The 21,224-nt window shown below is 65.4% G+C and carries 16 protein-coding genes; 11 read left to right on the plus strand and 5 right to left on the minus strand.

Annotation, left to right across the window (positions count from 1 at the left end):
* Positions 1–171: 171 nt before the first annotated feature.
* The 7 genes from NG696_RS00700 to NG696_RS00730 all read left to right on the plus strand — a co-directional run bounded on the left by NG696_RS00700 (position 172) and on the right by NG696_RS00730 (position 9,971).
* A complete protein-coding gene (locus tag NG696_RS00700) occupies positions 172–1,614 on the plus strand; it encodes a DUF3375 domain-containing protein (RefSeq protein ID WP_252566649.1) in 1,443 nt (480 codons plus the stop codon).
* Positions 1,611–2,234 (plus strand): DUF4194 domain-containing protein, encoded by a 624-nt coding sequence (locus tag NG696_RS00705; RefSeq protein WP_252566651.1) that lies wholly within the window; start codon positions 1,611–1,613, stop codon positions 2,232–2,234. Before NG696_RS00700 ends, NG696_RS00705 begins: the two co-directional genes overlap by 4 nt.
* Positions 2,231–5,656, plus strand: a complete 3,426-nt coding sequence (locus tag NG696_RS00710) for an ATP-binding protein (RefSeq protein WP_252566653.1) — start codon at positions 2,231–2,233, stop codon at positions 5,654–5,656. The genes NG696_RS00705 and NG696_RS00710 overlap by 4 nt, the downstream gene beginning before the upstream one ends.
* Positions 5,646–6,938 carry a Wadjet anti-phage system protein JetD domain-containing protein gene (locus NG696_RS00715; RefSeq protein ID WP_252566654.1) on the plus strand — a complete coding sequence of 431 codons (1,293 nt, stop codon included), beginning with the start codon at positions 5,646–5,648 and terminating at the stop codon, positions 6,936–6,938. Before NG696_RS00710 ends, NG696_RS00715 begins: the two co-directional genes overlap by 11 nt.
* Positions 6,939–7,052: 114 nt before the next feature.
* Positions 7,053–7,310, plus strand: coding sequence for an ATP-binding protein (locus NG696_RS20710; RefSeq protein ID WP_374208672.1), 258 nt, complete (start codon positions 7,053–7,055; stop codon positions 7,308–7,310).
* A 434-nt stretch (positions 7,311–7,744) separates the two neighbouring features.
* Entirely contained in the window at positions 7,745–9,088 is a 1,344-nt protein-coding gene (locus tag NG696_RS00725) for a diguanylate cyclase domain-containing protein (RefSeq protein ID WP_252573542.1), read from the plus strand.
* Positions 9,089–9,518: 430 nt separating this feature from the next.
* Positions 9,519–9,971: a DUF4383 domain-containing protein gene (locus tag NG696_RS00730; RefSeq protein WP_252566659.1), complete on the plus strand. Its 453-nt coding sequence runs from the start codon at positions 9,519–9,521 to the stop codon at positions 9,969–9,971.
* 77 nt (positions 9,972–10,048) lie between these two features.
* Here NG696_RS00730 and NG696_RS00735 read toward each other — a convergent pair whose 3' ends face one another.
* From NG696_RS00735 to NG696_RS00755, 5 genes are all read right to left on the minus strand, one after another.
* Positions 10,049–11,521, minus strand: a complete 1,473-nt coding sequence (locus NG696_RS00735) for a mannitol dehydrogenase family protein (protein WP_252566662.1) — start codon at positions 11,519–11,521, stop codon at positions 10,049–10,051.
* Positions 11,522–11,563: 42 nt separating this feature from the next.
* Complete coding sequence (locus NG696_RS00740) at positions 11,564–12,625, minus strand: NAD(P)-dependent alcohol dehydrogenase (protein ID WP_252566665.1); 1,062 nt, start codon at positions 12,623–12,625, stop codon at positions 11,564–11,566.
* A 53-nt stretch (positions 12,626–12,678) separates the two neighbouring features.
* Complete coding sequence (locus NG696_RS00745; protein WP_252566668.1) at positions 12,679–13,596, minus strand: carbohydrate ABC transporter permease; 918 nt, start codon at positions 13,594–13,596, stop codon at positions 12,679–12,681.
* On the minus strand, positions 13,593–14,561 hold the full coding sequence (locus NG696_RS00750; protein WP_252566671.1) for a carbohydrate ABC transporter permease: 969 nt from the start codon (positions 14,559–14,561) through the stop codon (positions 13,593–13,595). The genes NG696_RS00745 and NG696_RS00750 overlap by 4 nt, the downstream gene beginning before the upstream one ends.
* Before the next feature lie 63 nt (positions 14,562–14,624).
* Complete coding sequence (locus NG696_RS00755; protein ID WP_252573543.1) at positions 14,625–15,974, minus strand: ABC transporter substrate-binding protein; 1,350 nt, start codon at positions 15,972–15,974, stop codon at positions 14,625–14,627.
* Positions 15,975–16,204: 230 nt separating this feature from the next.
* On the opposite strand from NG696_RS00755, the gene NG696_RS00760 reads away from it, so the two are divergent.
* From NG696_RS00760 to NG696_RS00775, 4 genes are all read left to right on the plus strand, one after another.
* Complete coding sequence (locus NG696_RS00760; protein ID WP_252566677.1) at positions 16,205–17,155, plus strand: sugar-binding transcriptional regulator; 951 nt, start codon at positions 16,205–16,207, stop codon at positions 17,153–17,155.
* Complete coding sequence (xylB, locus tag NG696_RS00765) at positions 17,152–18,552, plus strand: xylulokinase (protein ID WP_252566680.1); 1,401 nt, start codon at positions 17,152–17,154, stop codon at positions 18,550–18,552. The genes NG696_RS00760 and xylB overlap by 4 nt, the downstream gene beginning before the upstream one ends.
* 352 nt (positions 18,553–18,904) lie before the next feature.
* Positions 18,905–19,474, plus strand: a complete 570-nt coding sequence (locus NG696_RS00770) for a TetR/AcrR family transcriptional regulator (RefSeq protein WP_252573544.1) — start codon at positions 18,905–18,907, stop codon at positions 19,472–19,474.
* A 127-nt stretch (positions 19,475–19,601) separates the two neighbouring features.
* A complete protein-coding gene (locus tag NG696_RS00775; protein ID WP_252573545.1) occupies positions 19,602–21,188 on the plus strand; it encodes an alkaline phosphatase D family protein in 1,587 nt (528 codons plus the stop codon).
* The last annotated feature ends 36 nt before the right edge of the window (positions 21,189–21,224 follow it).

Raw genomic sequence — 21,224 nt, forward strand, 5'->3', positions numbered from 1 at the left:
CTACGTCTGCCGCGAAATTCATCCCATCCTCATCAAGATCCAACAACGCCACCAAACCCTTCAACAAGCCGCTTGACAACCATAGGAGCATCGAAACCCGATCTCTACAGCTCGATCGCCGATGCTCTGCCCGTGTAGCTTTGGAATATCAGCACCCTGCCTGAGGACGCCATGGACTTCTACGCCATCAACGCACTGCGTGAAAACCACGCAGGGTGGTCCCTGCTCCGCGCCCAGAACGCCCCGCTGGCCGTCAGTTTCTTCATCAAGGCCTTCACCGGGCCCAACCAACGGGACATCGGCCGTCAGGAACTCATCGACCACCTCGACGATGTCCTGTTCGGTCTCCGCGAAGTCTTCGGCGAGGACAGGTTCCCCCGGCCGGCCGGGGAGTACCTGGACGAGTGGGCGGCCCCGGAACGCGCGTGGCTGCGGAAATACTACGTGCCGGGCCAGGACGAGCCGCGCTACGATCTTACCGCCGCTGCCGAGGACGTGGTCCGCTGGGTGGAGAGCCTGAGCGGGCGGGACTTCGTGGCCACCCAATCCCGGCTGACCAGCATTTTCGCCGTGCTGAAGGCCCTGGTCCAGCAGTCCGAAACTGATCCGGAAGTAAGGCTCGCCGAGCTCCAGCGCCAGCGGGACGGGATCGACGCCGAGATGCAGCGCATCCGCGACGGCAACATCCGCGTGATGACGGCTCCGGAAGCCCTGGACCACTTCCAGCAGCTGACCACCCTGGCCAAGGACCTGCTCTCCGATTTCCGGGAGGTGGAGCAGAATTTCCGCAAGCTGGACCGGCAGGTCCGCGAACAGATCGCCACGTGGGACGGCACCCAGGGCGAGCTGCTGGCCTCCATCTTCGCCAACCAGCAGGACATCAGCGGCTCCCTCCAGGGCCGCACCTTCCAGGGCTTCTGGGACTACTTGATGTCCCCGCAGCTCCGCACCGAACTGCGGGACCTGCTGCAGCGGGCCACCCAGATCGACGCCCTCGCCAAACTGGACAACCTGCACGCCGTGACCAACCTGCACCAGGACTGGCTGCCCGCCGTCGAGCAGACCCAGGCCACAGTCCGCCAGCTCTCACAGCAGATGCGCCGGCTCCTGGACGACAAGGTGTTCCTGGAGAACAAGCGCATCATGCAGCTCGTCAGGAGCATCGAATCCGGCGCACTGGGCACCCGGGAGGTGCCGCCGTCGGGCGTCTTTTTGGAGATCGCGGCGCAGTCCGTGGACGTCGCGCTCCCCTTCGAACGGCCGCTGTATGAGCCGAGCCGGCGGATCATGGTGGACGACGTCGTGGTGGCGGCAAACGATACGGAAGTGGACGCCGGCGCCCTCTTCAGCCAGTTCCATGTGGACACGGAACGCCTGAAGTCCAATATCGACGATGTCCTTGCCGGCGCTGAGCAGGCCACCCTTGGCGAGGTGGCGGCGGCGCATCCCCTCTCGCAGGGACTGGCCGAAATCGTTGCCTATTATCAGCTCGCCACCGAATCGGACTGGGCCTCCATCAACCCGGTCGAGTCACAGCAGTTGTCCTGGCAGCTCCCGGACGGCAGCATCCGGGAAGCCACCGTCGAACAGATCATCTTCGTGAGGCCAGCATGACCACCACAGACGCACCTAAAACACACAGGCCCGAGGAACTTCCCGGCGTCGTCACCAGGCTGTTCAAAGGCGTGGTGTACGCCGAGTCCGACGAGAAGATCTGGCAGTCGCTGCTGGGACTGTCCTCCCACGTCCGCGACTACGTGGCCGTCCTTGGCCTTGACCTGATCCTGGACGAGTCGGAGGGCTACGCGTTCCTGAAATCCCGCGAGGACCCGGACGGCACACTGCCGCGGCTGATCCCCCGGCGCCCGCTCACCTTCAACGTCAGCCTCCTCCTGGCGCTGCTCCGCGGCCGGATGCTCGAATTCGACACGAACAGCAGCGAACTGCGCCTGATCATGACCGAGCAGGACATCGCGGACATGGTGGCCGTCTTCCTGCCCGAATCCAGCAACGAGGCTCGGATCCTGGACCAGCTCGGCACGAACATCAAGAAGGTGGTGGAGCTGGGCTTCCTGCGGAAACTGCGCGGCCAGGCGGGCACGTACGAGGTCGCCCGGATCCTGAAGGCCTACGTGGATGCCCAGTGGCTGGAGGAATTCGACGCGCGGCTGGCCGATTACCGCGCTTCGCTCACCGGAACCGGCACCGGCAGCAAGGAAGAGGACCGCACATGAGCACCGAGACGGCCACCGCCGTTAAGGGCGGCGCTGACCAGCAGGAGATGCTGTTCAGCCTGGATGAAAAAGCGGACGACGCCGGCACTCCCCCGGGCTTCCGGCTGCACCGTCTGGAGCTGCTCAATTGGGGCACCTTCCATCATGAGGTGCGGACGTTCCGGCTTGACGGCTCGAACAGCCTGCTGACCGGCGACATCGGCTCCGGGAAGTCGACAGTGGTGGATGCCATCACCACCTTGCTGCTGCCGGCCAATAGGATCGAGTACAACAAGGCGGCGGGCGCACAGAAGAAGGAACGCACGCTGATGTCGTATGTGCGCGGCTTCCATAAGAGCACCCGCAGTGCCGGCGGTGAATACTCCAAGCCTGTAGCTCTGCGCGGCACCGGCAAGCTCACAGTGGTCCTGGGCGTGTTCCACAACGCCGTCCTGGGCAAATCAATCACCCTGGCCATCACCCTCTGGGCCACCCAGGAGGCCGGCCAGCCCAACCGCTTCTACTCGCTGGTGGAAGGCGAGCAGTCCATCGCCGGGGACTTCGCCAACTTCGGCCAGGACCCCGCGAAGCTAAAGAAGCAGCTCCGGGCCGCGGGTGCGTCCATCCATGAAACGTTCGAGCCTTATGCGGCGGCGTTCAAGCGGCAGTTCGGCATCAGCGGAAACCAGGCCATGGAGCTGTTCCACCGCACGGTGTCCATGAAGCAGGTGGAGAACATCACCAACTTCGTGCGCACCAACATGCTCGAGGAAGACGACGTGGAGGCCCGGATCGGCAACCTCATCCACCACTTCGACGATCTCAAGAAAGCCCACGACGCCGTCCTGCGCGCCAAGGACCAGATCGCCCTGCTCACGCCCATCACCGAGGGCGCCGCCCAGCACACCGCCCTGAGCCGGGACGATGAATTCGCCCGCCAGCAGCGGGACCAGCTGCACCCGTGGTTCACGGACCGGAAGCTGCAGCTGAGCCTCGAGCACCAGACGGAACTGCAGAACACCGGTGCGCGGCTGCAGGAGGACAGCGGCAAGCTGGCCACCGAAATCACCCAGCTCCGCCTCGACCTGGCCGCCGTCAAGGAAGACATCCGCAGCAACGGCGGCGGGCGGCTGGCCGCCATCGAGGCCGAGGCCGCACGGCTGGGCGAAGAGTCCCGGTCCCAGCGGGTGCGCTTCGAAAAGTACGCCGAAGCTGCCGCGGACCTCGGTCTTCAGGCCCCGGCCGACCGCGTCCAGTTCGACGCCAACCGGGCCCGGCTGGCCGACGTCGAAAAGGAACTCGCCGCCGCAGCCAACGAAGTGCAGGACAGCCGCACCGAACTGACCATGACGCGCACGGCGCTCACCGGACGCGCCACTGACATCGCCGCGGAGCTGACCAGCCTGCAGGCGCGCCCCAACCTGCTGCCGCGTCCGCAAGTGGAGCTCCGCCGTCGGCTGTGCGACGGGACCGGCATCCAGGAATCTGAGCTGCCGTACGCCGGTGAACTGCTGCGCGTCCGCGACGGCGAAGCGGCCTGGGAAGGCGCCGCCGAACGCACCCTGCGCGGCTTTGCGCTGTCCCTGCTGGTGCCGTCGGAGCACTACGCGGCGGTGAGCGGCTGGGTGGACGGCAACAACCTGCGCGGCCGGCTGGTGTACCTGAAGATCGGCGAATCGTACGCGCCGAAGCGGGCCGAGGCGGGCACGCTGGCGGCGAAGATCGCCGTCAAGCAGGGGACGCCGTTCCGCAATTTCCTGCTGGACGAGCTCAGCGGCCGCTTCGACTATTTCTGCTGCGACACGCTGGAGGACTTCCGCCGCCGCTCCAAGGCCCTCACCGCCAACGGCCAGCTCAAGGGCGGCCGCGGCCGGCACGAGAAGGATGACCGGCAGGACCTGGCGGACCGCCGGAACTACGTCCTGGGCTGGGACAACCTGGACAAGATCAGCCGTTTCCGTGCCGAACAGGACGAGGTCCAGGGCCAGCTCAGCGTGGTGGCCGGCCAGCTCTCCCGGGTCAACGATTCGCTGGGCGCCATCGGCCGGCAGAACCAGCAGCTGGGCATCATCGGAGCGGTGTCCGACTTCGCCGAGCTCAGCTGGCAGCTCACCGCACGCCGCATCGAGGAGCTTAAGGCGGAGAAGGCCCAGCTGGAGTCCACCAGCGATGTGCTGCAGCAGCTGACCGCGAAGGAAACCGAGCTCACCGGAAAACTGGAACGACTGCAGGTGCGGGCCGATGACATCCAGCGCCGGATCGGCTCCAACGAGGGCGCGGCCAAGGACATCGTCGAGGCGATCGCGGACTGCCGCAGTGTCCTGAGCGAGACCCCGTTGACGGACGACGGCGGCGTGCTGGCCGCCGTCGCGCGGCTCGCCGCCGCGGAACTCGCCGGCAAACCGCTCACCTACAAGAACACGGGCACATTGGAAAGCGCCGTCCGGTCCGGGCTGACCGACACCATCGACGCGCTGTCCAAGCAGATTGCCCGGGCCGCCGAGAAGACTGTCCGGCTGATGGCCGAGTTCCGGAACAAGTACCCGAACGAGACCACGGAGATCGACGCCGCCCTCGAGTCCGCCGGCGACTTCGGCAAGCTGCTGGAGCAGCTGGTCAGCAACGATCTGCCGCGCTTCGAGGCGCATTTCAAGGAGTCCCTGAACCAGAACACCATCCATGAGGTGGTGGCGTTCAACGCGTTCCTGGACAGCCGCCGGCAGGACATCGTGAACCGGATCGGCGAAATCAACCTGTCCTTGGCCGGGATTGAGTACAACACCGGCCGGCACATCCAGCTGGAGCACCAGAACAGCACCGACCTGGACGTGCGGCAGTTCGGGATGGACCTGCGGGCCTGTTCGGAGGGCACCATCGGCGACGATGACCAGTACTCCGAGCAGAAGTACCTTCAGGTGGCGCGCCTGATCGAGCGGTTCCGGGGCCGGGACGGATACACCACCCTCGACGAGCGCTGGACCGCCAAGGTCACGGATGTCCGGAACTGGTTCACGTTTTCCGCCTCGGAAAAATGGACCGAAACCGGCGAGGAATTTGAACACTTCACCGATTCGGGCGGCAAGTCCGGCGGCCAGAAGGAGAAGCTCGCCTACACCATCCTGGCGGCCGCCCTGGCATTCCAGTTCGGGCTGGCGTCCGGCAAGGGTGCCGGCAAGAACGCCGGCAGCGGGCGCAGCTTCCGGTTCGTGGTGATCGATGAGGCGTTCGGCCGCGGCTCCGACGAGTCGGCCCGGTACGGGCTGGAGCTGTTCCAGCGGATGAAGCTGCAGCTGCTGATCGTCACTCCCCTGCAGAAGATCCATGTGATCGAACCCTTTGTGTCCCATGTGGGGTTCGTGGCCAACACCAACGGCGACGATTCGCAGTTGCGGAACATGACCATCCAGGAGTACCGGGACGAGCGGGCCCGGCGTGCTGGGTGACAGGATTTCGGGTTCCCCTCCTGGCCGGGCACAGGCGGGTCGGGCGCAGGGCTGGACCACACTGGCTGACCTGCGGGCGCAGTCGCTGAAGGCCTGGGGCAGCGGTGCGCTGCTCCGCGAGGTGCTGGAACCGGGCGGACTGTACCCCCGCCGTCGTCCATTGAAACGTCCGACGGCGGCGACGCTCCGGAGTGACTACCCTACGGCGAGTGCGTGGGCGGCTGAGTTGTTCGGCGCAGTGGGTCCGTTCAGCCTGGAAACCGCAGAGGTGGGTCGCACCACGGTCGGGGCCAACCACCTTCCGGCGGCGGCGGTCTTTGCAAACGCCCAGGCCGAGATCGGCTTTGTGGGTAAGGCGCAGGATGCAGCCCGGTTCGTGGAGCTTGCCGGGAGTCTGGCCTCGCTCCACTCCTTGTTCCGCGGGTGGGCGCTGAAGCGGCCGCTCAAGCTGCTGGAACTCGGGGCTGACGCGCTGACAGCCGCCCGGGTGGCCCTGTGGCTGGAGAACAATCCCGAGCCCGGCATCTATGTGCGGCAGCTGAGCCTTTCCGGTGTGCACACCAAGTTCATCGAGAACCACAGGGCGGTGATCAGCGAGCTGGCCATGGTGCTGCGGGCTGATTCCGTACGCGCCGAGATTGAGCCAGACGAGGACTCTCTTCCGGACTTTCCCGCTGAGCCTGGTTCGCTGCTGGGGCTAACGCCGGCCCGGACGCCGGCAGCGCGCTTTGCCGCAGGGCACGGCTTCCTGCATCCGCCGGAACTGGTCAGGTTCCGCATGCTGGATCCTGGATTGCCCCTGCTTGGCCAGGCCCGCGATCTGACCCTGACCGCAGAGGCCTTCAGCACCCTGAGCCTGCCCGTCACCAGAGTCCTGATCACGGAGAACCTGGTCAATTTCCTGGCCCTCCCCGAGCGCCCGGGCACGCTGGCGATTTACGGCGGCGGTTATGGGTTCACGTCGTTACGGGACGCCACATGGCTGCGCCACTGTGAGGTCCTGTATTGGGGCGATCTGGACACCCACGGGTTCCGGATCCTGGACCAGCTCCGTGCGGTGCATCCGGATGTGCTGAGCGTGCTGATGGATGAGGCCACGCTGCTGGCCCACCGCGATGCCTGGGGCAGCGAGCCGTCGCCGTCGAAGGCTGTGTTGAGCCGGTTGACGGCTGAGGAGTCGGCGCTTTATGAAGGACTCCGCAGCGACTCCTTCGGGACGGCGGTCAGGCTGGAGCAGGAGCTGATCCGCTGGGACTGGGCGCTGGCCCGACTCTGTGGTTGAGCCTGCCGAAACCGAGCGTGTCGAAAACGGAGCTTATTCCTTCGGTCTCGCACGCCGCTTCTGGACCGGGGGAACGTCCAAGTCCGGCACAGTCCGAAGCATAAAACGATCAAAGTGAGGCACCGTAAATCCGCGGTGGGATACGTCAAGCTCGATACCCACGGAGCGGAGCTGCTCTTCCAGATCATCACGGCCCGGGAAGAGAGGGCATCCATCGCATGCGCCTTCAACGCCAACTTCAGCGAGTGGGGCCAGACCTTCACCGGCCCCCGCCTCGCGGCGGCCATCGTGGACAGGCTTCCGCGGCCACATCATCAACACCGAACCGATTCCTACCGCCTCAAAACCACCCGCCAAGCACAGAACGGATAAGCCCGGCCCCGCCGGCGGCAAAGCAGGAAACCCCTCCCCGGGGGCCAAAACAAGCGACTAACCCGGGGCCAAATCAACTTGCTATTCCTAGTCGAGTCTGCGCAAGAGCACGTGGAAGTCATTCAGGAACTCATCACGCCCGATGACAATTTCCGGGGTAGCGCCTGCATTCGGGGTGTAGGGGTTATTCACGGGGTCCATGTGCACGATTTTACAAAACTTATCAAAGCTTTATTGATTTCAAATAAAGCTTTGATAGCTTAATAAAGCCTGGCAGCGGACAGGCTCGCACTGGACGAGCCCAGCGAAACCACCGCCGGGCTTCTGGATCTCGACACGCTCCATCACTGGCGCTCGCTCGAGCCTGTCGAACCCCCGGTTGTAGGCATTGCCGTGTAATTTAGGCATAACATCACCCCGGTCCGAGGACGCCCATGAAAAGAGCCACCACAACGCCGCGCTCCTTTAGCCTGCAGCGTGAATGGTCCGGGGCGTTCACGCTGATGCTCCTGGCCCTGTTCATCGGCGCGGCAGTCACAGTCGTGGGAGTCCGGTTTGTGGTGAACGAGATGGAAGCTGCGACCGGGCGGCTCCAGGCCGAGTACGGCAGCGTCTCTGAGCTGGCCGCCGCCCTTGAGACGCATGAGCAGCTTGGATACCAGCTGCTCGCGGCGGCGCCCGTGAACAGGGAGGCGTTTGTCCTGGAACAGCAGGACATTGAGGCACTCTTCCGTGCGGCCGCCGCCGTCCCGGTCGCGGACGAAGGCCGGCCCGAGGCCCTGTCCGCGGCACAGCAGGACTGGCAGGCCGGCTTGGAGAACGGCGGGCTCTGGGGTGACCAGGTACTGACGCTCACGGGAAACAACGTGGCTGATGCGCGTGCCTTCGCCGCCGCAAGCTCGAAGGTGCGGACGCAGCTGGCCGCCGTCCAGCAGTCCTCGCTCCAGGCGCTGAACAGGGGGCTCGTGGACACGCGCGAGCTCGAGGGCCTCCTGGTGATTGGCCGGTTCGGGCTGTTCGTTGTGGCCATCGGCGCCACCCTGTACTTCCGCCGTCGGATGGTCAAGGACCTGATGCGGCCCGTCAACAGCCTCCGCCGGGGCGTCCTGAAGCTGCAATCCGGTGACTACAGCCATCGCCTGGAAGTTGCCCGGCGGGACGAACTCGGCGAGGTTGCGGTGGCCTTCAACGGCATGGCCGCCGCGCTCCAGGACAGCCACAAGGCATTGACGTACCGGGCCACACACGATGACCTCACCGGGCTCGCCAACCGTGCAGCCCTGGCCGAGCGACTGCTGGCATCCTTCGAACCGGACAGCGACCGCCGGACCCGGCACGAGGGCCTGCTGTTCATCGACATCGACGATTTCAAGGACGTCAACGATTCCCTCGGCCATGAAGGCGGCGACGCGCTGCTGGCCCAGCTGGCCGAGCGGCTGCGGGCCAGCGTCCGCAGCCACGACCTGGTGGCCCGGCTGGGCGGCGACGAGTTCGCCGTCGTCGTTTTGGATAACGACGACGGCACTCCGGCAACGGGGCCCGTTGCCGAACGGATTTATGAGGCGCTCAGCGAGCCGTTCGTGATCGGCGACCGGTCGCTGCGGGTGTCGCTGAGCATGGGCGTAGCGCAGCGCACCGCCGAAACGGCGGACGTGACAGAGCTGCTGCGGCAGGCAGATTCGGCCATGTACCGGGCCAAGCAAGGCGGCAAGGCCCGGTACGAAATCCACGGCGGGTCAACCCCTGTGGTCGAACCTGTCGATACCGTCGGCGGCTGAGCCCGGCAGGCTCGACCACCGGCAAACCCGAAACCCCGGCTACTCCCCCGCGCCGTGGAAAGGTGGTTTGCCGCTGCGATTTCCAGGTGCGTCAGGTCGGACGCCACGGTCACGAATGTGAAGCCCACCGCGATCCGCTGGCGCGCGATCTCACCGCTGGCGGTGTGAATAGCTGCGATCACGCCGGCGGTGGTCATCAGTTCAACGGAAAGTCCCTGACCTCCAGCACGCTCAGCGCGCTTTCCATCAGCACGGCAGTGGCCAGGAGCAGCAGGACCACCACAATGACCTGGGAGTGCACTCCAGAATATTCTCTGAATAACCCATCCGACATGCGGTTACGCCCGAATAGCTGACATAACCCCATAGGTCGGCAGGAAGAACAAAAGCCCGCCGATCCATAAACACATATCGCAATCAGGAGATCACCATGGCAACGCACACCGGCACCCGAACGGCAGCCCGCACCAACGTCCAGAAGGCATCGATGGTTGTCGGTGCAGTATTCCTGCTGGTCGGCATCCTGGGCTTCGTTCCGGGCATCACGGCCAACTTTGATGAACTGCACTTCGCAGGCCACCACTCCGAGGCAATGCTGCTGGGCCTCTTCCAGGTCTCGGCCCTGCACAACATCGTCCACCTGATCTTCGGCGCAGCGGGCATCGCCCTGGCCAGATCTGGAGCCGGCGCCCGCGCCTTCCTCCTCTACGGCGGCATCATCTACTTGGTCCTGTTCGTCTACGGCCTGGTGGTCCCCCAGGATTCGGCCGGCAACTTCGTCCCGCTGAACGGCTTCGACAACGTCCTGCACCTGCTGCTCGGCGTCGGCATGGTTGCCCTGGCCGTGATCCTTACCAAGGGCCACGCCAAGGCACGCGCCTAAGGCAGCACCTCCCGCAATGGCCCCGGCTGCAGCTTCCCGCTGCTGCCGGGGCCATTCCCGTGCCGGGGTTGCGGGCGTCAGGCCTCCAGCGTCAGAAGGGTTTCCGTGGCACCTTGGCGGTGCAGGCTGGCCAGGGCGTCCGAGTACGCGACAACAAACCTTTCGTCGTCGATGAGGTCGCCGAAGACCTCACGGTTGGAGATGAAAGCGAGCGGGTCCTGACGCTGGCGTCCGGCAGCGGCCATGAGGCTGTCTTTCAGCCGGTCCACCACGTCGATCGGATTGCCTTGCTCGTCCGTTCCTTCGTCATACCGGGCCCAGCTCGCAACGATGGCCGCTGAACGCCGGATCTCTCCGCCGTTGTCGAGGTTGATGCGGACCACCGGCAGCAGCCACTTGGGGATCCGGTCGGAGCTCTCGGCGCAGAGCCGGGCCAGGGTGTCGCGGACGTGTTCGTTGGAGAAGCGCTCGATGAGCGTGCGCTTGTAGATCTCGAGGTCTATCCCGGGTACCGACTGCAGTGTGGGGGTTGCCTCCTCGTCCATGTAGCCGAGCAGGAACCGGGCAAACAACGGGTCCTGGGCGACCTCGTGGGCGTAACGGTAGCCGGCGAGGTAGCCGAAATAGCACATGCCCTGGTGGCTGGCGTTGAGCAGCCGCAGCTTCATGAGTTCGTACGGCTCCACGTCGTCCACAAGCTGCACGCCCACGTTTTCGAAGGGCGGGCGTCCGAGGCTGAAGTGGTCTTCCAGGACCCACTGCTCGAAGGGTTCGCAGACTACCGGCCAGCCGTCATCCACCCCGAATTCCGCGGCGATGGCCCGCCGGTCCTCGTCAGTGGTCACGGGAGTGATCCGGTCCACCATGCTGTTGGGGAAGGGCACGTGCTCTCCGATCCACGCCCCAAGCTCAGCGTCCTTGAGCTTGGCGTAGGACGTGAACATCATGCGTGCTACATCGCCGTTGCCTTGGATGTTGTCGCAGGACATGATCGTGAACGGTTCCAGTCCACGTTCGCGGCGCCGCGACAGGGCTTCTGTCACCAGGCCGAAAGTTGTCCGTGGCGCTGCTCCCGGCTCGAGGTCATGGATTACGTCCGGGTTTTCGGCGTCGAATTCCCCGGTCACGTGGTGGAAGTTGTAGCCGCCCTCGGTGACCGTGAGTGAAACGACCCGGATGTCCCCGGAGGCCATTTTCTCGATGACGGCCTCGGGGTCCTCGGGGGCGAAGAGGTATTCGATGATGGACCCGATGACCCGCCCTTCCCGTGTACCGTTGGGGTTCTTCACCACGAGCGTGTAGAGGCAGTCCTGGTTGTCCATAACCTGCTTCATGCGCGCATCGCCGGGCAGGACGCCGACGCCGCAGATGGCCCAGTCACGTGCGAGACCGGAGTCCATCAGCCGGTCCAGATACATAGCCTGGTGGGCGCGGTGAAAGCCGCCGACGCCGAAATGGACGATTCCCGCCGTCAGGGCTGAGCGGTCGTAGGACGGTTTACCCAGGGCTTCCGGGAGCCCTGGCAGGGTGGCATTGGTGAGCGGTTGCATGTAATTAAGCCTTTCGGAGCGGGCTGAAAGAAACGGGGTGCCTTACCGGCCGGGGTAGACGACGGTTTTGAGCTGGCCGGCCTGCTTGCCTGCTTTGAGTGCTTCTTCGGACTCGGCGAGGGTGTATTTGCCGGTGACGAGGATGTCCAGGTCCACTTTCCCGTCGGCGATGAGCTGGATGGCCAGCGGCCAGGTGTTGGTGTAGCGGAAGACGCCGGAGAGCCAGATTTCGCGGTTCTGGATGTAGGAGATGGGGAGTTCGACGTCGTCGGCGCCGAGCCCGACGAGGATGACTTTCCCGGCGGGTCCGACGGCTTTGATTCCGGAACGGACGGCCTGCGGGGCGCCGGATGCGTCGATGAACGCATCGACGTCGAGCCCTTCCACGCTGTCCGTTATGGCGTTGAGCGCGTGCGTGGCGCCGTGCTCGAGGGCGAAGGCGAGCCGGTCCTCGGCGATGTCCGTGATGTAGATTTCGGTGGCCCCGAAGGCGCGGGCGGCTTGGGCGGCGATGATGCCGATCGGGCCGGCGCCGGCGATCAGGACCCGGCTGCCCGGTTTGATTTCCGCTCGTTCGCAGGCCCAGAGGCCCACGGAGAGGGGTTCGATGAGTGCTGCCGCCTCGTCGCTGACACTGTCCGGGATGTCGTAGGCGAAGTCGCTCTGGATGGTGACGTATTCGGCGAAGGCGCCGTCGATCGGCGGGGTGGCGTAGAACTCTATGTCCGGGCACAGGTTGTAGCGGCCGGCTTTGCACTGCTTGCAGGTGCGGCAGGGGCGCTGCGGTTCCACGGCGACGCGGTGGCCGATGCGTCCGGTATCCACGTCGCGTCCGACGGCGGCGATCCGTCCGGAGAGTTCGTGGCCGAGGATGAGCGGATGGTCCACCACGTAGTCCCCGATCCGGCCGTGCTCGTAGTAGTGGACGTCGCTGCCGCAGACGCCGACTGCGGCCACCTGGACCAGGACCTGGTCGGCGTCGAGCCGCGGGACGGGCAGGGTTTCCATGGCCATCTCGCCCTGGCGCTTCAGGACGGAGGCGCGCATGGTGGCCGGCAGTTCGGGGTGCGCCAGGGTGCCGGACCGGGCGGTGGGTGTTGTCATCGGAAGTACTCCTCTAAGAATCGAAAGTGGGGATGGCCGGCTACTCGAGGCCGTTATTTCACGGCGCCGAGGGAGAGGCCCTGGACGAGCTTGTCCTGGGCGGCGAAGCCGGCGAACAGGACCGGCACAGAGACCACGACTGCGGCCGCGCAGACCTTGGCGAGGAAGAGGCCCTGGCTGGAGACGAAGCCGGTGAGGAACACGGGGGCGGTTCCGGCCATGACACCGGTGAGGACCCGGGCCAGGAGGAGTTCGTTCCAGCTGAAGATGAAACAGATCAGGGCGGTGGCGGCGATGCCGGGCATCGCCACGGGAGCGACGACCTTCCGGAGGGTGAGGAGCAGGCCGGCGCCGTCGATCTGGGCGGCTTCCAGCATTTCCACGGGCACCTCGGCGAGGAAAGAGCGCATCATCCACACGGCAATGGGCAGGTTCATCGAGGTGTATATCACGATCAGGAACCAGATGTTGTCCAAAGCACCGACGTTTTTGGCGAAGAGGTAGAGCGGCAGGATGGCGGCGACCACGGGCATCATCTTCGTCGAAAGGAAGAAGAACATGACGTCGGTCCACTTCTTCACCGGCCGGATGGACAGTGCGTAGGCGGCCGGGATGGCCAGGACCAGGACCAGGACCGTGGAGAGGATGGAGGCTGTGGCGGAGTTGATCAGCGGAGGCCAGGGACTGACCCCGGAGCTGGCTCCGAAGAACTCCTTGTAGGCGTCCAGGGTGAGGTTGGCGGCTATGGAAGGCGGGTTGGTGGCGGCGTCGGTTTCGGAGTGGAAGGACGTCAGGATCATCCACAGGACCGGCGTTGCGAAGAGCAGTGCCAGCAGCCAGGCGGCGAGGCCGGCGGCGGTGTTGTTGCGGGTGGGATCCATCCGGGACTTGCCGCGGCGGCGTGATCCGGTTTTCAGGGCCGTGGGCCCGGGGACCGTGTTGCGGGGTGCGGCAGGAGTGAGGGTGCTCATCGTGCTGCCTCCTTCTTGAAGAGCGAAAAGACGGTGCGGAGGGCGAAGGTGGCCACGATGATGGTGCCGATGACCACCACGACGCCGGCGGCGGAGGCCAGGCCGTATTCGTTGGCGAAGTAGAACGTCTGGTAGATGGCGTAGGGCAGGTTGGCGGTGCCCAGGCCGCCGGAGGTGAGGGTGAAGACGGCGTCGAAGTTCTGCACGATGTAGATGGCTCCGAGCAGTCCGCCGAGCTCCAGGTACTGGCGCAGGTGCGGCAGCGTGAGGTGCCGGAAGATGGCCCACGGTGTTGCGCCGTCCATCTGGGCGGCTTCCACGGTGTCCATGGGCCGGGACTGCAGGCCGGCGAGCAGGATGAGCATCATGAACGGGGTCCACTGCCAGACCAGGGAAATGATGACGGCCATCAGGGGTGCCTGTGACAGGAGGTCCGGCTGGGGCGGGGTGCCGCTCCCGGAGAGGGACCAGATCCAGGTCAGGGTGCCGTTGATCAGGCCGTAGACCGGGTTGAGGATGGCATGCTTCCAGATGAGCGCCGCGGCGACCGGCACCACGAGGAACGGTGCGATCAGCAGGGTCCGTGCCAGTCCGCGGCCGATGAACTTCTTATCCAGCAGCAGCGCCAGTCCCAGGCCAATGACCAGGCTGGCCAGGACCACCGAGACGGTCAGGATGATGGTGGTGACGATGGCCTGGCGCAGGTCGGCGTTGGTAAGGACCTCGAGGTAGTTGTCTAAACCGGCGAATCCGGTCTGGTCCGGGCGGAGGCTGTTCCAGTTCAGGAACGAGATGATCAGGGTCACGACGAACGGAAGCTGGGTGACGATGATAAGGAAAATCAGGGCCGGCAGCAGCGGTGCGCGCCGCGCCCAGGCCAGAGCCCGTTCGCGGGACCTGGCGGTCTTGGAGGATTGAGGTGCGCTGTGCCCAGGGCGGGAGGTGCGCGCCGTTGCGTTAGTCATGATGGACTCCTGTGGTGCTGCGGCCCGCGGGTAAGCGGGCCGCAGCACCGGGTGGTGGGGATATTACTTTTTGTATTTGTCGCCGATTTTTTGGGCGGCTTCCTGGCCCTTGGCCAGCGCCTCGGCCACTGTGCCTTGACCGGCGATGGCGGAGCTCACGCCCTGGGAGACGGTGGTCCCGAGATCCGCGAATTCCGGGATGCCAACGAACTGGATACCGACAACGGGACGTTCCTGCACGCCGGGGTTCTTCGGATCGGCGTTCTCGATGGCGGAGCGTTCCGCCTTGAAGAACGGCGCGGCTTTCTGGAACTCGGCGTTCTCGTACGTGGAGATGCGCTTGCCGGAGGGGACCTTGGCCCAGCCCAGCTTCGAGGCAACGAGTTCCTCATACTTTTTCGAACTTGCCCAGGCAATGAACTTACCGGCAGCATCCTGCTTCTTGGAGGCCGCCTGCACGCCCCAGGACCAGGTCCACAGCCAGCCCGAGGAGTCGGTCTTCTTCACCGGCGCCTGGGCGTAGCCGATCTTGCCTTTCACTGGGGACCCCTCTGCTTCCAGGGCGCCGGCAGCGGAGGTGGCGTCGTACCACATGGCCACTTTGCTCTGGCTCATGTTGTTCAGGCACTCGGTGAACCCGGCCTGCGCGGCCCCTGCTTCACCGTGCTTCTTCACCAGGTCCACGTAGAACTCGGTGGCAGCGGTGAATTCAGGAGAGTTGACCTGGGCGTTCCAATCCTTGTCGAACCAGGTGCCGCCGAACGTGTTCACCACGGTGGTCAGCGGTGCGAAGACCTGGCCCCAGCCCGGCTGGCCGCGGAGGCAGATTCCCTTCATCCCCGGTGCTGCACCATCAGCCTTGGCCGCCAGGTCTGCCACCTCGTCCCAGGTCGGCTTCTCCGGCATGGTCAGGCCCTTGGACTCCAGGATGTCTTTGCGGTACATCAGGAAGGAGGATTCGCCGTAGAACGGTTCGCCGTAGAGCTTGCCATCCTTGCCGGTGAGGGATGCCGTGTAGGCGGGGAGGATGTCGTCCTGGTTGAACTCGGCATCCTTGGCCACGTTGTCCAGCGGCGCCAGCCAGCCGTTGGCGGAATAGAACGGAATCTCGTAGTTGGACAGCGAGGCAACATCGTACTGACCAGCCTGGCTGGAGAACTCCTGGCTGATCTTTGCCCGAACATCATTCTCGGGGAGCACCGTGTAGTTGACCTTCACGCCGGTTTCCTTCGTGAAGTTATCCGCCGTCAGCCGCTGCAGGTCTTCCATCTGCGGGTTGTTGACCATCAGGACGTTGATGCTGTTCTGCTCGCCGGCGGCAGTACCACCACCGGCACCGGAACACGCTGAAGCTGACAGTGCGATACACAGGGCACCGGCCGCCACCGAAGCGGCACGCAATTCAAGACGCATTAAGGACTCCTTTGTTCTTATGAAATCGGGGAACCAATCCATGCGGCGCGGCATGCCGCCGGCCACAGGATTGGATGGGCGTTCGGGCCCAACTGCTTAGACCTGGTTCCTCACCAAAGCCTTTCTGCACATTTGAGCAGACGCAAATCGCTCATCTGTCATGTGACTCTAGTCATATATACTCATTTGAGCAAGAGGCTATTACTCAAATGTTCGAAGGAGGCGCCCGGATGACCGAACGGTCCCATAAGGAATTGCTCGCGCGGATCGGCCGCGAGTACTATCTGGAAAACCGCCCCAAGGTCGAAATTGCGGCCAGTCATGACCTCTCCCGCTTCCAGGTCGCCCGGCTTCTCACCGAAGCCGTGGAGAGCGGCATCGTGGAAATCAAGGTACATTTTCCCTCCCACCTCTCCGGTGCGGACCTGAGGCGGCTCGAGTCGTCGCTGAGCATAGGCCAGGTGATCGTTGCCGACACCACAGGCGGGGAGATCCAGGCCCGCGGCATCCTGGCGAAGGCCGCCGCAGCGGAAATATCCCGCCAGGCGCCGGTCGGCGGGACCCTGGGCATCTCCTGGTCCCGCACCTTGGATGCGGCCTCCCGGCTTGTCAAGGAGCTTCCCCGCTGCGATATTGTCCAGCTCGCGGGCGCCCTTCCGGCAGAGGCAGACAGCAACCCCCTGGAACTGATCCAGAGGCTGGGCCAATTGAGCGGAGGCCTCACCTGGCCGTTGTGGTCACCCTTGGTCGTTGAAGATCCGACGACGGCATCTGGGCTGCGCCGTCAGCCCGAGATCGCCGGAGCGCTGGCCAAGGCTGACTCGCTGGACCTGGCCGTGGTGGCGATCGGCGCCTGGAAGGCCGGTAGCTCCACAGTCTGGGAACGCGCCGACCCCAAGGTGCGCCAGGATGCTGTGCAGGACGGCGCTGTCGCGGAATGCTCGGGCCGACTCCTCAACGCAGCAGGGATTCCGGTGCAATCCGGGCTGGACGAACGGATCATAGCCGTCACCGTGAAGCAGCTGCAGCGCACCCCGCGGGTGATTGCCATCGCCCAGGGAACAGCACGGACAGACGCCGTGAGGGCCGTGGCCAAGGCAGGCTTTGTCACCACGCTGATCGTTGATGAGCCGCTGGCCAAAGCCCTGTATGACCAGATCGATCAGGAGAATAGTCAATGAGCGTTGTCATCGGTGTGGATTCCTCCACGCAATCCTGCAAAGTCCTGGCCGTGGACGCCGAAAGCGGGGATGTCATTTCTTCGGGGGCGGCAGCCCACCCGGACCGGACGTCGGTGGACCCGCAGGTCTGGACAGCCGCCCTGCGGAAAGCTTGGCATGCTGCCGGTGCGGACCGCCTGGGCGGTTCTGTCGCCGCTGCCAGCATCGGCGCCCAGCAGCACGGGATGGTGGCGTTGGACAGTTCCCGGGAACCCGTGCACGAGGCACTGCTGTGGAACGATACTCGCAGCGCCGAAGACGCCGCGCGGCTCCGGGATGAACTCGGGCCCGACGGGTGGGTAGACGCCGTCAATCTGGTTCCTGTCGCTTCATTCACCATCTCCAAACTGGCGTGGCTGGCACGGAACCAGCCGGACGCCGCCAGCCGCGTCGAGCAGGTGGTCCTGCCCCATGACTGGCTCAACGGGGCCATGGCCGGCGAATTCACCACGGACCGAAGCGACGCCTCCGGCACGGGCTACTTTTCCCCGATAACGAACAGCTACCGCCCCGACCTGCTGGAACGCTTCTTCGGACGCGCTCCTCAACTTCCGCGCGTCGTTGCCTCCCATGAACCGGCAGGAACCGTGCGGGAAGGATGGGGCATCGACGGCGCCCTGCTGGCGGCCGGGGCCGGGGACAATGCCGCAGCCGCGCTGGGACTTGGCCTGCGCCCCGGCGAAATCGTCGTCTCCATCGGAACCTCCGGCACGGTCTTCACCACCACGCCGTCGGCTGTGCCGGACCATACCGGCGCCGTGGCAGGTTTCGCGGACGCCACCGGCAACCATTTGCCCCTGCTGGCCATGCTCAATTCCGCCCGCGTCATGGCCGCTACCGCCGCCATGCTCGACGTCGACCTGGCAACGCTGGACTCACTGGCACTGGCTGCCAGCAGCGACGCCGGCGGGCTCGCGTTCCTGCCTTACCTGGACGGTGAGCGCAGCCCCAACCTGCCGCATGCCACCGGATCCCTCACCGGACTCACCAGAAGCAACATGACCCCACAGAACCTCGCCCGCGCCTCCGTCCTGGGAGTACTCAACTCCCTGGCGGACGCCATCGACGTCCTGAAGCAGTCCGGCGGGATACCGGACAAGGTTCTCCTCATCGGCGGAGGCTCCAAATCCCAGGCCCTGCGCCAGGCCGCCGCCAGCATATTCGGCCTGCCGGTGGAAATACCGGCCACCAGGGAGTACGTGGCGCTTGGCGCTGCCAAGCAGGCCGCCTGGGCAGCTACTGGGGAGCTTCCCGACTGGAAGCGAAGCATTGAAGCTGCCTACGAGCCCGACGGCGACTGGGGCTCCGGCGTCAGGGAACGCTACGCCGATGCCCGCAGGAGCCACTACGGGGTCTGAGCGCCTTCATGAGGTTGGGAGTCAAGCACGACGTCGTCCTGCCGCCACTGCCGCCCGGGCCCCGCCGCCGTGGATGGTTTCACAGACCGGGGTCCGGCTACTGTGCGAAGAGCCTCAGGGCCCCGTCGGCCACGAGCTCAAGCCGGTGGTCGGCGAGGAAGTGCCCCTCACCGGGCAGGATCCGTTGCCGGCCTCCGCGATGTGCATCCGTACCCCACGCACATCTATCCACCGGTGGGTCACGCCGGCAAGGTGCGGCATGGCGATTCCGGCGACGATGCTTTCTGCCTCTTCCATACACCGAAAGCACTACGTCCGTAGTAGTTTTGTCACTGCTTCTATAGTGGAACCTATGTCTACCCGCAGGAGAGTGCTCGACGCCGCCGTAGAGCTGCTCGGAACGCGGGGCCTGAGGGCCCTTACGCACGCCCGTGTGGACCAGGCGGCCGGAGTGCCGAAAGGCTCGACGTCGAACTACTTCCGCACGCGCTCGGCCCTCCTGACCGGCGCCGTCGAGTGGATTGCGGAGCAGGATCGTGGCGCAGTCGAAGGGCCGGCGAGTCTGCCCGCCGATGTTGACGCGTTTGTCGCCCAACTGGCCGGCGGCGTCGAGATGATCACCGGCGCATTCCGGACCCGCACCATTGCACGGTACGTACTGTTCCTCGAGGGCACGCACGACGACGATGTGCGGCGTCCGCTGCTGGCTGGCCGGGCGCAGTTCCAGACAGTCGTTGAAGCGGCAATGGCGCACCTTGGAGCACCCGACCCCGCAGTGGCAGCGACAGCCGTCATGTCAGTGTGCGAGGGCCTGAACATCCACCGGATCACGGTGGATCCCGAAGCGGAAGTGCTGGCGCCCATCGAGGCCGTGGTGCGGGCGTTCGTCCCGGCTGCGGGTCCGAAGAGTTCCTCACGGTAGGCGCGCATGTGCGGCACGACGCCTGCCGGCCCGCCACCCCATGGATCGACAGTTTTTGTCACGCAGTTAACCACCCATTCACGCCGTCCTTACAAACTGTCCAACCGGCCTGCCTACGGTCGAAGCCATGGATAACATTTCACGTAGATCCCTCCTTTCCGCCAGTCTCGGGGCCGGGCTCGTCGCCGCCTGGCCGGGTGCCGCCGTCGCCGTTTCCACAGCGGACGACGCCGGCCTCCGCACCGATCCGTTCCTGCTGGGCATCGCCTCCGGCGAGCCGTGGCCGGACGGCTTCGTGATCTGGACCCGGCTGGCTCTGGACCCTCTGGCGGAGGACGGCCAGGGCGGCATGCCCTCCCGTAACGTCGCGGTGGCCTGGGAAGTGGCCGAGGACGCCGGCATGCGCACCGTAGTAGCCCGCGGCGTCGAGCAGGCCCGGATCGAAACCGCGCACTCGGTGCACGTCGAACTCAAGGGCCTGCGGCCGGGGCGCGAGTACTTCTACCGGTTCCGCACCGGCCGGCACGTCAGCGTGGTGGGCCGCACGCTCACCAGCCCGGCGCCGCACGAGACGCCGGCGGCGCTGGCCATGGCGTTCGCCAGCTGCTCGCAGTACGAGCACGGCTACTTCACCGCCTACTCGCGGCTCGCCCAGGACCACCCGGACCTGGTGCTGCACCTCGGCGACTACATCTACGAGTACAAGAAGGACAGCTACGTGATCGGCGGCGGCAACCCGCGCGACCACCAGGGCCCCGAAACTTCCAGCCTGGCCGGCTACCGGCAGCGGCACGCGCAGTACAAGTCCGACGCCGATCTGCAGGCCGCGCACGCGGTCGCGCCGTGGCTGGTGGTGTGGGATGACCACGAGGTGGACAACAACTGGGCGGACGAGATCCCGGAGAACAAGGACGCCGCCCAGCTCAACGACACCACCGAGCGGTTCCGGCAGCGCCGCACCGCCGCGTTCCAGGCATACTACGAGAACATGCCGCTGCGGGCCTCGTCAGTGCCAGCCGGGTTCGACATGAAGATCTACCGCACAATCCAGTGGGGCCAGCTGGCCAACTTCCACATGATGGACACCCGGCAGTACCGCGACGACCAGCTCGCCGGGGACGGCTGGAAGAAGAACGTCACCGAACGCCTGGCCGAGGACCGCACCATCACCGGCGCCGAACAGGAGAAATGGCTGCTGGACGGCTTCAAGAACTCCACCCAGCGCTGGGACATCCTGGGCCAGCAGGTCTTCTTCGCCGAAAAGGACCGCAACCAGGCGCCCGAGATCGACGACGTCTCCATGGACGGATGGGACGGCTACGCCGCCTCCCGCCGCCGCATCACCCAAGGCTGGGTGGACGCGAACGTCCGCAACGCCGTGGTCCTCACCGGCGACGTCCACCGCAACTGGGCCAACGACCTCAAGGTCGACTACAAGGACCCCGCCTCCCCCGTGGTGGGCTCGGAACTCGTCTGCACGTCCATCTCCTCCACCGGCAACGGCACCGGCTCCACCACGGACCCGGTCATGGCCTGGAACCCGCACCTGAAGTTCTATAACGACAACCGCGGCTACGTGAACACCCGCATCACGAAGGATGCAATGACCGCGGACTTCCGGGTGCTGGACTACGTCACGACGCCGGGATCCCCCGTCAGCACGAAAGCCTCCTTCGCTATCCAGGACGGAGTGCCGGGGCTGGTCGTTGGTTGAGCCGGTCGAAACCCGGGGGTGGGCTCGACAACTGTT

Source organism: Pseudarthrobacter cellobiosi (assembly GCF_023913755.1).
GTDB lineage: Bacteria > Actinomycetota > Actinomycetes > Actinomycetales > Micrococcaceae > Arthrobacter > Arthrobacter cellobiosi.